General features: G+C 62.0%; 15 protein-coding genes. 4 read left to right on the top strand and 11 right to left on the bottom strand.

The genetic code is table 11. From position 1 onward, the window contains the following. Positions 1–108 precede the first annotated feature (108 nt). From LQ220_RS21810 to LQ220_RS21785, 6 genes are all read right to left on the bottom strand, one after another. Positions 109–1,278 (bottom strand): glycosyltransferase, encoded by a 1,170-nt coding sequence (locus LQ220_RS21810; protein ID WP_230190210.1) that lies wholly within the window; start codon positions 1,276–1,278, stop codon positions 109–111. 4 nt (positions 1,279–1,282) lie between these two features. Further along, positions 1,283–1,813: a DUF2141 domain-containing protein gene (locus tag LQ220_RS21805; RefSeq protein WP_230190209.1), complete on the bottom strand. Its 531-nt coding sequence runs from the start codon at positions 1,811–1,813 to the stop codon at positions 1,283–1,285. Next, positions 1,810–2,769 carry a hypothetical protein gene (locus LQ220_RS21800; RefSeq protein ID WP_230190208.1) on the bottom strand — a complete coding sequence of 320 codons (960 nt, stop codon included), beginning with the start codon at positions 2,767–2,769 and terminating at the stop codon, positions 1,810–1,812. The genes LQ220_RS21805 and LQ220_RS21800 overlap by 4 nt, the downstream gene beginning before the upstream one ends. Beyond that, a complete protein-coding gene (locus tag LQ220_RS21795) occupies positions 2,766–3,989 on the bottom strand; it encodes a glycosyltransferase (RefSeq protein WP_230190207.1) in 1,224 nt (407 codons plus the stop codon). The genes LQ220_RS21800 and LQ220_RS21795 overlap by 4 nt, the downstream gene beginning before the upstream one ends. Positions 3,990–4,127: 138 nt before the next feature. Beyond that, positions 4,128–4,964 (bottom strand): alpha/beta hydrolase, encoded by an 837-nt coding sequence (locus LQ220_RS21790; protein ID WP_230190206.1) that lies wholly within the window; start codon positions 4,962–4,964, stop codon positions 4,128–4,130. 90 nt (positions 4,965–5,054) lie between these two features. Beyond that, complete coding sequence (locus LQ220_RS21785; protein WP_230190205.1) at positions 5,055–6,458, bottom strand: hypothetical protein; 1,404 nt, start codon at positions 6,456–6,458, stop codon at positions 5,055–5,057. Between the two features lie 317 nt (positions 6,459–6,775). On the opposite strand from LQ220_RS21785, the gene LQ220_RS21780 reads away from it, so the two are divergent. Further along, positions 6,776–8,209: an O-antigen ligase family protein gene (locus LQ220_RS21780; protein ID WP_230190204.1), complete on the top strand. Its 1,434-nt coding sequence runs from the start codon at positions 6,776–6,778 to the stop codon at positions 8,207–8,209. A 39-nt stretch (positions 8,210–8,248) separates the two neighbouring features. On the opposite strand, the gene LQ220_RS21775 is transcribed toward LQ220_RS21780, so the two are convergent. Next, positions 8,249–9,685 (bottom strand): oligosaccharide flippase family protein, encoded by a 1,437-nt coding sequence (locus LQ220_RS21775; RefSeq protein ID WP_230190203.1) that lies wholly within the window; start codon positions 9,683–9,685, stop codon positions 8,249–8,251. A gap of 32 nt (positions 9,686–9,717) precedes the next feature. After that, entirely contained in the window at positions 9,718–10,773 is a 1,056-nt protein-coding gene (locus LQ220_RS21770; protein WP_230190202.1) for a glycosyltransferase family 2 protein, read from the bottom strand. Positions 10,774–10,866: 93 nt separating this feature from the next. Here LQ220_RS21770 and LQ220_RS21765 point away from each other — a divergent pair, with 93 nt between their 5' ends. Further along, positions 10,867–11,970: an acyltransferase gene (locus LQ220_RS21765; RefSeq protein ID WP_230190201.1), complete on the top strand. Its 1,104-nt coding sequence runs from the start codon at positions 10,867–10,869 to the stop codon at positions 11,968–11,970. Here the strand turns inward: LQ220_RS21765 and LQ220_RS21760 are convergent. Both LQ220_RS21760 and LQ220_RS21755 read right to left on the bottom strand, forming a co-directional pair. Beyond that, positions 11,919–12,446 carry a YceD family protein gene (locus tag LQ220_RS21760; RefSeq protein WP_230190200.1) on the bottom strand — a complete coding sequence of 176 codons (528 nt, stop codon included), beginning with the start codon at positions 12,444–12,446 and terminating at the stop codon, positions 11,919–11,921. The two genes, LQ220_RS21765 and LQ220_RS21760, sit on opposite strands and share 52 nt — an antisense overlap. Further along, the gene (locus LQ220_RS21755) at positions 12,443–12,973 is read right to left on the bottom strand and encodes a ubiquinol-cytochrome C chaperone family protein (RefSeq protein ID WP_230190199.1); all 531 of its coding nucleotides are present in this window, start codon (positions 12,971–12,973) and stop codon (positions 12,443–12,445) included. The genes LQ220_RS21760 and LQ220_RS21755 overlap by 4 nt, the downstream gene beginning before the upstream one ends. 245 nt (positions 12,974–13,218) lie before the next feature. Between LQ220_RS21755 and bamE the strand changes: the two genes are divergently transcribed. Next, positions 13,219–13,680: an outer membrane protein assembly factor BamE gene (gene bamE, locus LQ220_RS21750; RefSeq protein ID WP_230190221.1), complete on the top strand. Its 462-nt coding sequence runs from the start codon at positions 13,219–13,221 to the stop codon at positions 13,678–13,680. Positions 13,681–13,700: 20 nt separating this feature from the next. Here the strand turns inward: bamE and LQ220_RS21745 are convergent, their stop codons facing one another. Continuing rightward, positions 13,701–14,303, bottom strand: coding sequence for a hypothetical protein (locus LQ220_RS21745; RefSeq protein WP_230190198.1), 603 nt, complete (start codon positions 14,301–14,303; stop codon positions 13,701–13,703). A gap of 61 nt (positions 14,304–14,364) precedes the next feature. On the opposite strand from LQ220_RS21745, the gene LQ220_RS21740 reads away from it, so the two are divergent. Continuing rightward, entirely contained in the window at positions 14,365–15,867 is a 1,503-nt protein-coding gene (locus LQ220_RS21740) for a PLP-dependent aminotransferase family protein (RefSeq protein WP_230190197.1), read from the top strand. The last annotated feature ends 8 nt before the right edge of the window (positions 15,868–15,875 follow it).

Raw genomic sequence — 15,875 nt, 5'->3', positions numbered from 1 at the left:
CCCCGTTTGTCGCGAGCATAAGGGAGCAATGAGTCGTCAGCGTTTCGGTTATGCTTCAGTGCAGTTAAACTTTCGCTGCATAGGCGTCATCGAACCGACGCCACTCTGTCATGCTGCCAAGGCCTGACCGTGCAGGGCATATAGTGCGAACAGGTCCGCGAAGTGCGCGTCCATCGTCCGCGTACCGGCAGCGGCGGCCCGTGCGGTGGCAAGATGCGATGCCGGTCCATCCGTTACGAACCGGTCGAGCCGGTCGACCAGACTCACGCCATCCGCCGCGGCATAATGATAGCCTGCGCCCGGCACGAGATGATCGGCTGCTGCGCCGCTATCGGGCAGGAACATGGGAATGCCGCTGGCGCGCGCTTCCGCCGCGATCATGCAGAATGTTTCGGACTCGCTGCCATGGACAAGGGCATCCGCACTGGCGAGGACATTGGCGAAGGCAGCCCGGTCGGTGATGGGCGCGATCAGGCGAACATGGGGATTGCCTGCCGCAGCGCGTTGCACGCTGGCCCGCGCCCGACCGTCGCCTGCAATTACCAGTCCTATCGGTCTGGCAAAGCCGCTGGCTGTGGCTGCGTCGATGATCATTGGCCACCGCTTTTCCGGGGCATGACGTCCTGCACCCAGCAACAGTACCCCTTCCTCAGGCAATCCGCAGGACGCCAGCAGGCTCCGGCGCAATTCGGGATCGCGATGGGCCGGTGAGAAGATTCCCGGCTGCACGCCCATATGATTGGTCACGACATGGCGCAGTCCGCCCGCGATCAGCCGCGCGGCAAGATCGTCGCTGGCGCACACGATATGGTCGAACCGTGCATCCATTCGCCGCAAGTGGCGCCAGAACCAGTCGAAACCACGGTCGATCACCGGCCGCGGAGCCAGCGCGCGAAACCAGCGATAGGCATAGTTCCCCAGCGGATCGGCATGCATGATGAGGCTGCGCGGCGCAGATCCGCGCCAATTGGCGACCATCGAGGCGCTGGCCCAAGGCGTAGAGGCCTCGACCAGATCGGGGCGTAGCGCGTCGAGCTTGGCGTGCAGCGCCGGCTCGTCGTGGAAGTAATGGTAACGGCCATCCAGCGGAAACCGGCGTGCGCGTACAAACTCGATCCGGGCGTGGTCGTTGATGATTTCCACGCCTGCTTCCGCTGCCGGGGCAAGAATGATGATCTCGTGATGTTCCTTCGGACCTGCCAGCATCTTATGCCGGACGTAGGTCTTTACCCCGCCGCCCCGGTCGGAATAGAAAGCGCAGACGTCAACGATGCGCATGCCGCTACAGCCCCTTCGTTGTCGGGCCGAAGGACATCAGACCCCGGCGATAGTTCATTACGATCCGCTCGCGCGTCAGGCTGCCGCCTGCGACGATCGATGCCTTCATGGCCTTGGGCTTGCTCAGGCCCAGCTTCGGATTGCCGCCGAAGCCGACGCCGTCGACCGAGAGGCCGAATTTGCGATTGCCGTCGCGGTCATGAAGAACGGTCACGGCATAGCGTCCCGGGCCGGGCAAGCGGACGCAAAGCGTTACGGGATTGCTGCTGGGCACAGGCACTTCGACCCGGCGAAAGGTCTTGCCCTGCGCGATCAGGATATTGTCGTCCTGAAGGAAATCGGTGTCGTTCGCGGGATAGACTTCGAGCTTCAGCTTACCCTTGCGATCCTTCAGGCCGACGATGTCGATCAGGAAGGCCGGTCCGCTTTCGTTGGCGCGGCATTGCGCTTCCGCCTTGCCCAGATTTGGCGTCGATGGAATGCCGACAACGGACAACAGCGCCAGCGCGGAGGAAAGAAGGAGTGGCGAGATCATGCTGCAATCCTCCGCCGGATGACGCCGCTAGCGCCCAGCAGCAGGCCTACCAGCAAATGGGTTGCCAACAGCAGGCTGGCGAGCAGTGCGAGGATCTCGGCGATCTCTCCTTCGCGACCGACGAGGAACGTCGCCACCCCGGCGAACAGCACGTCTTTGTTGGGGACCAGAGGAAGGCGCGAGAGTACGAGGCGCACCGTGGAAAGCATCACCCACCAGCTAATGGCGACATCGGGCAGCATCAGGTGCCAGAGCAGCGCATAGAGAAGCAGATTGGCGACGATCCGGGCGAAATGCACTGCGGCGACCAACCGCTGCTTCGCTGCCGGCAAACTGAAGATGCGGCGACCCAGCAGCATCGGCACCAGCGACGTCAGAACGAGGATACCGAGCGAAATGCCGAGTGTGCGGCCATCGATGGCCAGTTGCAGCGAGGACAAGAGCGGGAAGGTAAAAAACAGCATCGCCAGTGTCACGACATTGCCCATCACGCCGGACAGGATCGCGGAGTCCTTGACGGCACCGAAAGGCGATCCGTCCATCCGCACATGCCGACGCGCCCATGCGTAGAAATAGACGTCCCCTACATAGCCCAGCAGCAACTCATTACTGAGCCGCTTGCGGAAAAGTGCGGCAAGTCCACCCGCCGGGATCGACCACAGCCGATTGAAAATGAACCAGTCGAACAGCGGCGTCAGGCTATATGTCAGCGCGAAAACCGCCCAGAACGTGAATGTGCGCGGGACCAGTCCAAGCAGCATCGGGAAGTCCACGCTGCCCAGTTGCACGAACACCGCCGCAAGCAGAGCGAGCGAGATGAGCGGGCCAAACCAGGCTGTCCAGTTTCGGCCGGACTTCATCAGTGGGGTCGTGACATACAAATCCCGGATGGTCGTTCCATCCATCAGCGGTGCTGCCTCTATCCGGCGTGTTGCGGCGATATCGGCAGTGCTCATGCGGGCCTCGTGGTCGCTGGAACAAATAGGGGCGTGTGGCGCGGTTTACCTATGCGCATCTGGCGCTCGGCGATGACGGCGGCAAAGAGTGCGGCATAGGCAGGTACGGCTGCCTCTATGGTGCAGTCTCGAACCTTGCGCATGGCGGTCTGGCGGTCCGGCGTGCCGGGGCTGGCCGTCTCGATAGCTACAGCAAAGGCTGCTTCGTCGCCGCAATCCACAAGGCTGCCCAACGCGCCCTGTCCGAGCAGGTCGGATATGCTTGCGCAGCATCGCGTAGCGATGATCCCCAGACCAGCCGACAGCGCTTCGATCACGGCTCCGGGCAAGCCTTCATAAGACGAGGATAGCAGCAACACGTCAAACGCCTGCAATTGCGTACGGACGTCGCAGCAATGCCCCGGCATTGCCACTCGATCGCTTATGCCAAGGGATGTCGCCAGCGCGGCCAGCGCAGCGCGTTCACGCCCTTCGCCGAAAATGGTCAGGCTATCGCCATTGCGTGCGCCCTTGGCGAAGGCGCGCAGCATGGCCGGATAGTTCTTCTGCCGCTCCAGCCGTCCGACAGCGACGAAGCGTCTGCCAGAAACCTCTAAGCGGTGCCGGGGGCGTTCCGACGCAGGCTCCACGCTGTCCAGCACCGGATTGGGTACGACATGGACGCGATGCGAAGGGACATGCAGGAAAGCCAACGCTTCCTCGGCCATCGGGCGCGACAGCACGGCGAAATGATCGATGGTTCGTCCCTGAATTCGTAGCCAGAGGCGATAGAGCGGACGGACCGCACGGGGCAAATCGCGCCTCTGAAGGTCGTTGCTGATCTTGGCGACGATTGGCGGACAGGCTTTGCCCAGCAGGAGCTTCAACAGGACGGCAACGACCGTATAGGCATTGCCCGGACAGAATAGCAGCGCTGGCGGGGCATGCCGTATTTGCCGCCAGAGCGACACCGAAATGCGCACAATAGGGAGGCGCGTTCCAACGACCGGCCAGGGCTTCGCGACACTGCAATGACCGGACGGGGGCTGCATAGGCCCAGTCGCTGCGCCGACTATGACGGCGATGTCGATCCCCGCCGACCGCAAGCCATCGGCCAGACGCAAGGCAATGCGTTCTACGCCGCCGGGTCCGAAACCCTTGAGGTACAACAACACGCGCGTTTCCGCGCCGTCCGATGCCTCCGCAATATCGGGGCCGACCGATGCAACTGTGCGCGCCATGGCGATCGCCAATGGGCGCGGAATGTAACATCCTGATGCCAGTTCAGTGACGGGTTCGTGACGGTCGCGTATTTACCGCTCGGAGCGATATGCTTGAACCAGGCAGCGACGGCGGGTTGGCCGCTGCCTGGTTCATGTTTAGCCGCGGATGAACGCCAGCAGGTCCGGGTTGATGACGTCGGCCTGCGTGGTCAACATACCGTGCGAAAAGCCTTCGTAAATTTTCAACGTGCCGTTCGCGAGCAGTTCGATCTGGCGCAGCGCCGCTTCGGCATAGGGAACGATCTGGTCGTCATCGCCCTGCATTACGAGTGTCGGGACGGTAATTGCCTTCAGGTCTGCAGTCTGATCGGTTTCGGAAAAAGCCTTGATGCCTTCATAATGCGCCAGCGCACTCCCCATCATCCCCTGACGCCACCAATTGCGGATAACGCCTTCCGATGGAGTTTCGTGCGGACGGTTGAATCCGTAGAACGGACCGGACGCGACATCGAGGAAAAAGCCGGCACGGTTGTCGGCAAGCGCTTTGCGAAAGCCATCGAACACGGCGATCGGGATGCCGCCGGGATTTGCCTCTGTCTGCACCATCAATGGCGGCACAGCGCTGACCAGTACAGCCTTGGCCACGCGGCCCTGTGGCTCTCCGAACTTGGCCACATAACGCGCCACTTCGCCACCGCCTGTCGAATGGCCGATGTGCACCGTGTTACGCAGGTCCAGATGCTCCACGACCGCCGCAGCATCTGCTGCGTAATGATCCATATCATGGCCCGTATCTACCTGCGACGAGCGTCCATGACCGCGGCGATCATGCGCCACGACGCGGTGGCCGTTCGCCAGAAAGAACAGCATCTGCGCGTCCCAGTCGTCGGATGACAAGGGCCAGCCATGATGGAACATGACTGGCTGGGCATCTTTTGGCCCCCAGTCTTTGAAGAAAATTTCTACGCCGTCGGTGGTGGTGACATATGCCATGATCATGCTCCGTCGTTAGTGGTTACATCTTATCATGCAGTTCGTGTCATGGATATTACCTGCCCTGTCCTCGAATGAAGGGCAGCGTAGCTACTTGGGCTTTCTACTTGCCGCGTTCAAATCGGCTTCGGTCACAACGTCGATCCGGTCGCGGTTCTGATCGAGCCAGTCGAGCAGCGCAGGCAAGTTATCGAGCGTATTGTGGAATGTGTATATCGCGACACCGTTCGTCGCGATGGCCTGTTCGGCATGTTGCGTCAGCCGCGCAAAGTTGGCGGTGGGGACATCGCCCGCGAGCGATTTGACCAGATACGGGTCGATGAACGGGTAATTTTCGCCGTAAAGTATGGGATAGTCCGGCGCATCGACGCCGCGCGCCGTGAAGTAGGCACGGGTTGCGCGCTGGTTGCGCGCGAACATCGGGAATACATCCAGTTGCGCCTGATTGACCTGGCTGAAATAGGAACCGAAGCCGGGATCGCCCAGATCGTTGTCCTTCGCAAATTGCACCTGCTTGCGCATGTCGGCGTCGCGTTGCGCGGGCGTCATCAAGACATAGGGCGCGATTTCTTCAGTGGAGTAGGCTTGCTGCATCCATTGCCATCCGGCCTTGCGCAGCTGCTTCAGTTGCGAAAGGTCGAGATGGCCGGGCGTGCCCAGCGTATTCTGCAGCGCGCCCAGATTGTACATGCCGCGAAACCCCTTGGCTTCGAACAGCGGCATGGCATTGGTTACGACGCTGGCATAGCCGTCGTCGAAACTGATCATCGCCTTGGCCTTGTCGAGCGCCGAGGGCTGGAAATAGGGGTTGCCAAGTTCGATGACCATTGGCTCCGCGCCGCCACGCACGATCAGGCGGACGAAGCTGATATGCGCCAGATCCGCGCCGGTGCCGACCTTGTAGAGATCGTTCGCGCTGACGCCGAAATTCTGCCAGCGACCGGGCGCGGCGTTCTTCGCCTGTGATGTCAGCACGCTGCGTAGCGCGCTTGGCCCGTCCCGCGCCGCGTCCATCTCGTGATAATTGCCGGTCGGCGAAGCGGGCGTGCCTGCGGAGTGGAACTGCAGCGACCAGCGCAGCGCATGTTCGACATATGAGATTGGCCGGAACGGCAGGATGACGAAACCGCGGCGTATATCGACGGGGGTGGCCAGAGCCTCCTTTGGCGCAATGGTGTAAACCGTTGCCCCTCGTGTCGTGAGCCGCACCGCTGATCGCTTGCCTGCTTTCCCGGACACATCGGTCACTGCAGCGTCGGGCGCCAGCAGGGCAGAGCGGGACGCGAAGGTGCCAAGCGGCTGGGGGCGTGGGATCGCGACCGGTGCAAGATCGGACGGCGGCGCTGCCCCATCGCCGATGATGTCGCTGGCCTCTTCAGGCGGCGCCGTCGAAAAATCGATGGGTGTCGTTGCCAGACCGAGGGACAGCAGCGCGATGCCCGCAGCGGCGGCCAGACCGATCAGCGCCACTTTGCGCACCTGCTTTTTTCGCATTTCATGGTCCATGTCATCATAGGGCGGGCGTAAATAAGTCGATACGTAAAAAGTGATTTCGGCATATGCCGCGTTCGTTGGCGCAGGGTACGACAGTATCTCCACTTTGGACAGGTCGAAGCGCGCTATGCTTTGGTGGGGTGCGCCAGCCGGAGCAAATAAGTCGACACGTGAAAATATTCGGCGATCAGTTTACCGCATTTTGACGCCAGCCATTTGTGCATTGGGCGATTGCTGCTAAGTCGCGCATATGACGCCGAGATATCGGTGGCCCTTTGCACAGAAGAGATGGCCGCCAGACCATTTATCAGACCGCCTTGGCGGGGAGTTTCGATCCTGCCCTGCTTGCGCTCCATGATGAAGACCGCGCAATGTTGGTGATCATCAGACGCAGGCATCGGTGGCGCCGGTCGCCGCTGTTCAACAACATCATGATCACGGCGTTGCTGAGTGCCATCGTCATTCAGTCGGCGATGATATTCGACCTGTTCTGGCCTGCGGCAACCTATGTCGGCTATTGGATACAGGCGGCGGTTTTCCTCTTCTATCTGATACTGCCGCTGTCACGTATTCGCCCATCGGTTGTGGGTTCAGCGATAATAATACTGATATTCCTGATAGTGGAACATGTCCGATTTTGCGTAATGGCGGATGAGTCCTATAACTTTAATTCTCTTTTATTCTATCTACCGTTCCTAAGTTTTCTACCGCTGTATAAAAGTGGTGTCTCGATCAACACGATTGCGAAGATCCTGTTCTGGATATGCGTGATCTATATATTTACCTATGTTGTGGGTTATGACCGCATCCTGAGTGGATCGCTTGGCGATAACCGGGCGATCAAGGACGGGGATTTCGCTCGTGGCGCGCGGCTGTACCTGGCCACGGTGTTCGCGGCTTTCGTCGCGTTCTACAGCGTCACGAACAAGTCGATACCAATCGTGGTACGCGCGATCATCTTCGTCGTCGCCTTTTATGCTCTCGTGCTGAGCGGATCGCGCACATACGGCGTCATATTCATGCTGGTGCTGGGCCTGTCGTCGATCAGGCTGTTCGGCATGGCGACCCGCGTGCTGCTGTTTTCCATCGTCATGATTATTTGCGGATTGGTGATGCTGGGTCTGCTCGTCCCCGGCTGGAACCCGTTTGCGCAGATGTCGTCGGACGGTTCGGGCTTTGCCCGGTCGCTCGAATATGAAGTGGCGATGCGAGTCATCAAGGACCACTGGTTTCTGGGGGTCGGCATCGCCAATAATTTCGATGCGCAGCAGATATTCTTCAAAACCCGCGAGTATCTGCCGCTCTATCCCTCCGATCTGGGGATATTGGGCCCGCTGATCCTGTTCGGCATTCCCGGCCTGCTGGTGTTCATCGCGGCAACCTATCTGTGCATGGTCCCGTCGCTTGGGCGGCATGACGGGTCGGGATTCCGAGGGGTGCAGTTGACGGCGTTCACCTGCGCGGCGTTCGGTGTCATCAGCCCGTCGCTGTTGCTGGAGCCCAATGCGGTGTTCCTGATGATGCTGATCGTGGCGCGGCTGAGAGACGGGCCGCTGTTCCGGGTATTCCAGTTCGAGAAATTATGGTTCGAAGCTGTCTCCACCGATCAGGGAACAGTAATGCAGCGCGTGATGGCGGTTGTCAGCATCCGGCATCGCCGCATTTATGGCGCGGATCACTACACCCCACTGACCATGACCGATCCAGATACAGATACAGATAGCGACCGAGATCAGAGGCCGAAGACATAGGCTTGCCTCCTCGTCATTGCGGCACGGCCCCTATGCCCGTCAGGACGCGGCAGGTGTCTTGGGCCGTCTGCGCAGTTCGGTGAGCATCGGGTGTCGCAACACCAGAAGACCGCCACCCCATAAGCCGATGCCGACAGCGATGGCCGCGCCAAGATATAAAGGCGGTATGTCGGCGGCAAAGCCATAAGCGATGCTCAGCGCGCCCGCAGGGCCGCAGGCGAGCAGCGTCAGCAGCAAGCTGCGCCCATAAATGCCGTGAAAGTCGGCAAGCTGCGTATCGGTCATGCGGTTGAGATGCGGGCGATAGAGGATGAGCGCGAAGATCGCGTCGATCACCCGCGCCGCTGCTGCTGCCTCTATGCTGATCATGCAGCCTATTGCGAACGCGCCCAGCGCCACGCCGCTGCGGATGAACTCAATGCGCGTCTGGGTGCGCAACTGGCCGGTCGCGGCGAACAGCTCCCACGTCATGGTGATCGCAACCTGTATCGCCGAGCCGAGCATGATAAGCGCCAGCGGCACCGCTGCGCCGACCCAGCGTTCGCCGTACACCGTGAAGATGAACGGCTTGGCGATGACGGCAAAGCCGATGAACAGCGGCCACAACAGCGCGGTCACGATCTCCACCGTCTGCAGATAGCGGCTGCGCAGCGACGTGCCGCTGCGGTAGAGAACGGCGTAATCCACCAGCATCACGCGGCCGATGAGCAGATGCACGTTGGTCCAGATCATGCCGTTGAGGCTACTTGCGCGGCTGTAGAGACCCAGCGCCGACAGCCCCAAAGTGCGGGCCAATATGATGTCGGACAATCGGGTCGACAGCGAATTGATCCCGGAGACGGCCAGCATCTGCAGCCCGAAATCGCCGATCCGCCGCCACGCGCGAAAGCCGATGCGGAAGCTGACATGGTGAAAGCCCACGATGGTCATCAGCACGGCATTGACGCCGCCGTTCACCCATTGCGCATAAGGGACGCTCATATAGCTGTAGCCGAGCAGCACGAAGACGATGGTGGCGATGGTGCCGCAGACGGTGGCCGCCGTGCCGACCAGCGCGATTTCCTTGAACTGGCCATGCCGTTCCAGCGTGGCGGCTGGCAGGAAGATGAAAATCTGAAACAGCGGCGTGATGGCTAGCACGGACAAGGCCCGCTGCACCCCCGGATCGCCCAGATACGCACCGCCGAAAGTCGCGATGGCGCCGATGACCCCGGCAAGCGCCAGCGATATGAGCGCGTTGATGGTGAACGCCGTCGTCGAGATTTCGGGGGTCAGCACTTCCTCGCGCACGATCAGCGCCTGCAGTCCCAGATGCTGGACCAGCGCCAGCACCGCCACCAGCGCCAGCGCGACGGCATAGATGCCCGCATCGTGCAGCGAGAGATAGCGCGCGAGGACGATGGTCGAAGCGAATTGCAGGACCAGCGACAGGATCTGCGCGCCCCCCATCCACATCAGCGATTTCTTGATCGACATAAACCTCGGCAGCGTTGACGGAAAAAGGGACGTTAGTTGGACGGCATCGAAAGGCCGAAGGCGGCGCGTAGCATGATCCGGCCACGCGGACCGCGACCGGCGCGCATTTCCCTCAGCACGGTTCTGAAAAGCAACGGATAGGCAGTCAGCAACGTTAGTGGACGATGCAGGTGCAGAAAACGGAACTTGCTGCGCGTCATCCAATATGTCGATCCGAGCGATGGGATGTCATGGTCGCTCGATCCGGTGGAACTGCCGACCTGATGATAGACGCGGGCGTCTGGACAGAAACCGAGGCGATATTGGCCGTGCGTCCGCATCCGCATGGCCCAGTCGATTTCCTCCCAATAGAGGAAATAGCCTTCGTTCATGTAGCCGACCTTATCGATCACTGCGCGACGGACGAAGGCGGCGGCACCGTTTACATAGCTCAGTTGTGCTTCCACATTGGCAGCATCGACCGGTGCATCTGCCGCCAGCCCTTCGCCGATCTGGATACTGCGCCCGCGCCAAGGCATGAAATGTCCGCCGCCCAGCGTCTGCACCCTGCTGTTTTCAGACGCATAGAGCACCTTCGCGCCGCAGATGCCGACATCCGGGCGCTGCGTCATCAGTGTGACCAGATGCGACAGCGACGCGGGATCGACTTGCGTATCGTTGTTGAGGACCCAGACATGTTCGATGCGCGGGTCTTGCAGGGCAATGCGGATGCCGACATTGTTGCCGAACGCATAGCCGCCGTTGCGGCCCGTAGGGACGATGGTGAGCCGCTGGCCTGACGCGGCATTCTCGTATGAGGGCGTCTGCTGAAGCGCGAAGGGTGCAAAGCCGCGTGCCTGCCGCGCCGCATTGATGCCGGGCAGGGCTTCCGCCGCGTCGGCCAGAATGCTTTCCAGCGATCCGTCGCCCGACGCATTGTCGCACACCACTACGTCGATATTGCCATGGTCAAGGCGCATGACGCTGCGCAGGCAGGCCATGGTTTCGACTGGGCGGCACCAGTTGAGGATGACGACCGCTACGCGCGGTTCCGCCAAGGCGGGCTGCCCTGCCGTGGCGGCGGTCGTTGGCCCATCGGGCGGCACCATAGTCTTGCTCCACTTCCTTGCGTCATGCCGATAGACTAAAATAAGCGCCTGTGTCAGTTGCGTTTACCAGAACCGGGGCGGGAGACGCATGGGGTGAATATCGAAGCGTCGGCGAAAGGGACGGGCGGCAAGCTGCTGACGCTGGAGGCGGGGCGCTTTTTCGCGGCGTTGGCGGTGCTGTTGTATCACCTGACCAGCATCGTCGCCAATTTCCGGGGTGTCGTGGTGTTCGACGATATCTTCCGCCCCGGCCATGTCGGCGTCCCTTATTTCTTCGTATTGAGCGGCTTCATCATTTTCCATGTGCATCGGCGGGACATCGGCCATCCGGGTGCGCTGGGGCGCTTTGCCATTCGCCGGTTCATCCGCATCTATCCGATGTTCTGGATGATTTCCTTTGCCATGCTTGCGGCTTTTCTGGTGGCGCCGGGGCTGGGGGGTGAGCGGGCACTGTCTCCGGCGGGCGTCGTCAGCGATCTGCTGCTGTTGCCGCATGGCGATGCGATCCTGTCGATATCGTGGACGTTGCGGCATGAGATCATGTTTTACGCGCTGTTCGCGCTGGCAATCTGGCTGGGGCGGCGGGCGTTTGCGGCCCTGCTTTTGTGGATCGTGGTCAGCTTTGCGCTGGGGTTGGTCTGGCCGCCCGATCAGAACGGGCTGGGCGCATGGTCGGTGGTGGCGAGTTCGCTCAACCTGGGTTTCGGGCTGGGGATAATGACCGCTGCGATGCTGGCGCGACCCTCGGTCGCGCCGCCGTGGCTATGGGTCTTGCTGGGCGGGGGATTGCTCTTTGGGCTTGGCATGATGGAGTGGATTTTGGGCCATCACACCGACCATTCGGTGTCGGTGCTGGGCGCGCTGGGCGACGTGGGCTATCTCGTCGCATCGGCTGTGCTGATCTACGGACTTGCGAAAGCGGAGGAGCATTGGACTTTGCCGTTCCCGGCATTGTGGAAGCTGCTGGGCGGGGCGTCCTACCTCATTTACCTGATCCACCAGCCTTTATTGTCGGTCGTCATGCGCGTGCTTAATCGCCTGCCTGCGCTGTCGCCGGAGATGGCGTTCGTTCTGTCCGCCATTGTCGCCGTGGCAGTGGCCGTCGCGCTGCACTGGACTGTCGAGCGATGGATATTGCGGCGGCTTCAGTCTTTCTTTGCCTTGAGGGCCGCCAGCGCAGCGAACGGTCCGGCCTGATCCTCGGTCAGCACGCCGCGCTTGCGCAGCCATTCGTCGGCATCGGGCGCGCGGGGATAAGGTTCGACCGATAGCGCCAGCGTCTGCGCCACGGCTTCGCCGATATCTATGGTGGTACCGTCATAGAAATGCGTGTCGCATTCGTCGGCGCTCAGCTCGAACTCTTCGTCTTGCGGCACTTCGCCTTCGCGTTCGAAGCGGATGACGAAGGGCGTGTTGATCTTTTCCGCCACTGGCTCAGCGGTCGCCACGCAGAATTGCGACAGGGCGGACCGCAGCACGCCGCGCGCGATCGGGCTGCCATGCTCGTCGGCCAGCGTATAGTCCGCATCCAGCCGGTCCACCGAGGCAAAGCCGAATCGCTTTGCCAGCGCGGCGCATTCCTGCGGCGTGGCGACGATATGTGCGCCCGCCGCGTTGCTGACAGCCTGATCGAGGCGGATGACACGCGAAAATTCAGGCGGCGGCAGGCTCATTGCGGTAGCTCCCCGGCAAGGATGGCAGGGGTGGGGGTGGTGGCCAGCTTCACCCATAGCGCGCGCATGGTCTGCGCGACATGCGCCAGCGCATCGGGCGCAGGCGATTCGCCGCGATAGAGGTTGCGCACCAGCGCGCCTTCAAGATCACCACCCTCGGCCAAGCCTTCGCGATAGGCGGTGAGGCGCCCGCCCAGCGCCGCCATCATCTTGCCGATATGCTTGCCCACGATCATGTCGCCGATGCCGATTTGCCGCAATTGCCCGTCCATGTCGTTAATGAACACTTCGGTCAGCCACACGCTCTGCTGCCGCGCGGCGTCTTCGCCTTCCAGCCGCAGCAGGACCGCGCATAAAATCGCGGCGATCATGTCGAACCGACCGTCCAGCGTATCGGGAACCTGCCCCTGCGCATACCAGTGCGGCTCCCGTCCGCGCGCGACGATGGCGGTATAGAGCGGTGCCATCTGGCTACGCGGATCGTCGCGGTTGAACAGCGATGGGAAGAGGCGATCGAGAAAGGACATGAAGGATATTGGCCAGACGAAAGGAGTGAAACCGGGTCATATCGGCAACCAAAGCCGGTCGCCTGCCGCAGCGGCCTTGTCTGCCGCCGTGCAATTCCATATTGATTGCGCGGCCACGCAATGCAATGGCCAAACGGTGGCAATGTCCTTGCCAATTTATGTGATGTTTCGCGGCACGTTGCCGCCAGGAGAATTTCATGCGCGATACTCGCCCCGGTCCTGCACGTTATCTGGGCCGAGTCCCGATGGTTGTCGGCGCGCTGGCATTGGTGCTGGGCGCTTCGGGATGCACGCGCATCCGCACGCATCAGGGGTATCAGGTCGACAAGCTGCTCGTCGATTCGGTGCAGCCGGGTATCGACAATCGCGCATCGGTGGAAGCGACGCTGGGTCGTCCGACCTTTACCGCGCAGTTCGGGCAGGCCGACTGGTATTATGTCTCGCGCGAAATGCGGCAGCTTGCGTTCGCGTCGCCCCGCCCTGTCGAACAGACAGTGCTGCGCGTGCGCTTCGATCCTGCGGGCAATGTCGTCGCGGTGGATCGCACCGGGCTGGATCAGATCGCGCGCATTTCGCCCAGCGGTGACAAGACTCCGACGCTTGGCCGCAATCGCAGCCTGTTCGACGAAATCTTCGGCAATATCGGTGCGGTGGGCGCAGGCGGCGCGCCGGGTACACGCTCCGGCCCCGGCCCGAACGGTAGCTGATCTTTACATGAGAACGGCGATCAAGGGGCGGCAGGCTCTTTGCGCGGTTTGATCTGAAGGGCGGGGAGGGCATGGTGCACCACCCACCCGATGCTGACTGCATAGAGGACGGTGCCCACACCGACGGTTCCGCCCATCATCCATCCGATGGTCAGCACCGCAAGTTCGATGGCGGTCCGCACGATCTTCACTGGCCAGCCAGTCCGCGCGCATAGTCCGGTCATCAGCCCGTCACGCGGCCCCGGCCCAAGCCCCGCGCCGATATACGCGCCCCCAGCGATGCCGTTCAGCACGATACCGCCGATCAGAAAAGCGAAGCGCGCCGCATAGCCTTCCGGCGTCGGCAGGATCATTAGCGACAGGTCGACCGCCGTCCCGATGACGACGATGTTAAGGACGGTGCCGACGCCCGGCCTCTGTCGCAAGGGTATCCACAGCAGCAGCACGACCAGCCCGACCAGATTAACGGTCATGCCGAAAGTGAGGCCCAGCGATGGCGCAATTCCCTGATGCAACACGTCCCACGGGTCGAGCCCGAGATTGGCACGCAGCATCAAAGCCATCGAAAAACCATAGAGGCATAGGCCCCAGAACAGTTGAAACAGGCGGTGTGGCATCATCATGCCCGGACCAATGAGCCAATGTGGCATTGAATGTTAGGGCCACTTATGCATATTTGGCCTCATGGCACTTCAATCCGCTTTTAGCCAATCCGCGCTCGGCGCAGCGTCCCTCATGCGGCATCTGGGGCAATGGCGTAGCGAGGGTGCGGGCGATCCGGCCTATCGGCAGCTTGCTCGCGCGCTGAAACTCCTTGTGATGGACGGGCGCATTCCGCTGGGCATCCGCGTGCCGGGCGAGCGGGAACTGGCGCTGGCGCTGGGCATCAGCCGCACGACCGTCGCCGCCGCGTTCAACCAGTTGCGCGACGAAGGCTATTTGCTCAGTCGGCAGGGATCGGGGACCGTCACGCGCGTTCCTGGTGGCCGTGCGGCTGCGACGGATATCGAATCGGATGTCGATCAGGATGGCATGATCGACTGGACCGCCGCTGCGCTGCCTGCGCCGGCGGGGGTGTGGCAGGCGTATGAGGCTGCGCTCACGCAGCTACCCGCCTGGCTTTCGGGGCTTGGTTATGAAGCGTCAGGCATCCCGCGTCTGCGCGAAGCCATAGCGGCGGACTATGCCCGTCGCGGCTGTCCCACTCGGCCCGACCAGATTCTCGTCACCAGCGGTGCGCAACATGCGCTGATGCTGATCCTGCGCTTGCTGACGGGGCCGGGGGATCGCATCGTCGTGGATCACCCCACCTATCACAACGCGCTGTCCGCCATCGCCCGCAACAATTGTCGCGCCGTGCCGGTCAGTTTGCCTGCACAGGGCTGGGACATGGAGGCGATGGACGCCGCCATGCGGCAGACCGCACCGCGCTTCGCCTATATCATTGCCGATTATCACAACCCGACCGGCCGCCACATGGACAGCGACACCCGGCGCAGATTGGTGGACGCCGCGTCGCGCACCCGCACGCCGCTGGTCATCGATGAAACGATGGCGGACATTGCGCTCGATTCGGATCTGTTCGGGCAGGGGGCGGGCGGTGCCGTCGTGCCGGTCGCGACCTTCGATACGGACGGGACGGTCATCAGCATCGGCTCGGCCAGCAAACGTTATTGGGGCGGGCTGCGTATCGGCTGGATTCGCGCGGACGAACAGACGATTGCCGCGCTGGGCCGCATCCGCGCGACCGTCGATATGGCAACGCCCGTGGTCGAACAGCTTGCCGTTGCCGCCCTGCTGGAAGGCAGCGTTGAGATTGACGGGGCGCGCCGCGCGGAGCTGCGCGATGCGCGCGACCGGCTGGTGGCGGCCCTGACCGACCGCTTGCCTGACTGGCGCGTTCCGGTGCCTGCCGGTGGGCTGAACCTCTGGGTCGAAATGCCCCGTGCGGAAGCATCGGCGCTGGCAGCGATGGCGCAGGCGCACGGTCTGCGCATCGTGCCGGGGCCGCGCTTTGGCATAGATGGCGCGTTCGAGCGGTTCGTGCGCCTGCCTTTCACCTTGCCGCCTGCGCAACTGATGCTTGCGATCGACCGTCTTGCCAGCGCCGCGGACAGGCTCCACGCGCGCGTCCGTCCGATGGTGAACGTAGCGACATGGGCAATGGAGGCGGAACGGATTATCTGACCGGACTT

Origin of the sequence: Sphingobium sp. CECT 9361, assembly GCF_918741285.1 — a bacterium.
GTDB lineage: Bacteria > Pseudomonadota > Alphaproteobacteria > Sphingomonadales > Sphingomonadaceae > Sphingobium.
The sequence above is the reverse complement of the archived record's forward strand: the minus strand, read 5'-3'. Positions and strand labels throughout refer to the sequence as shown.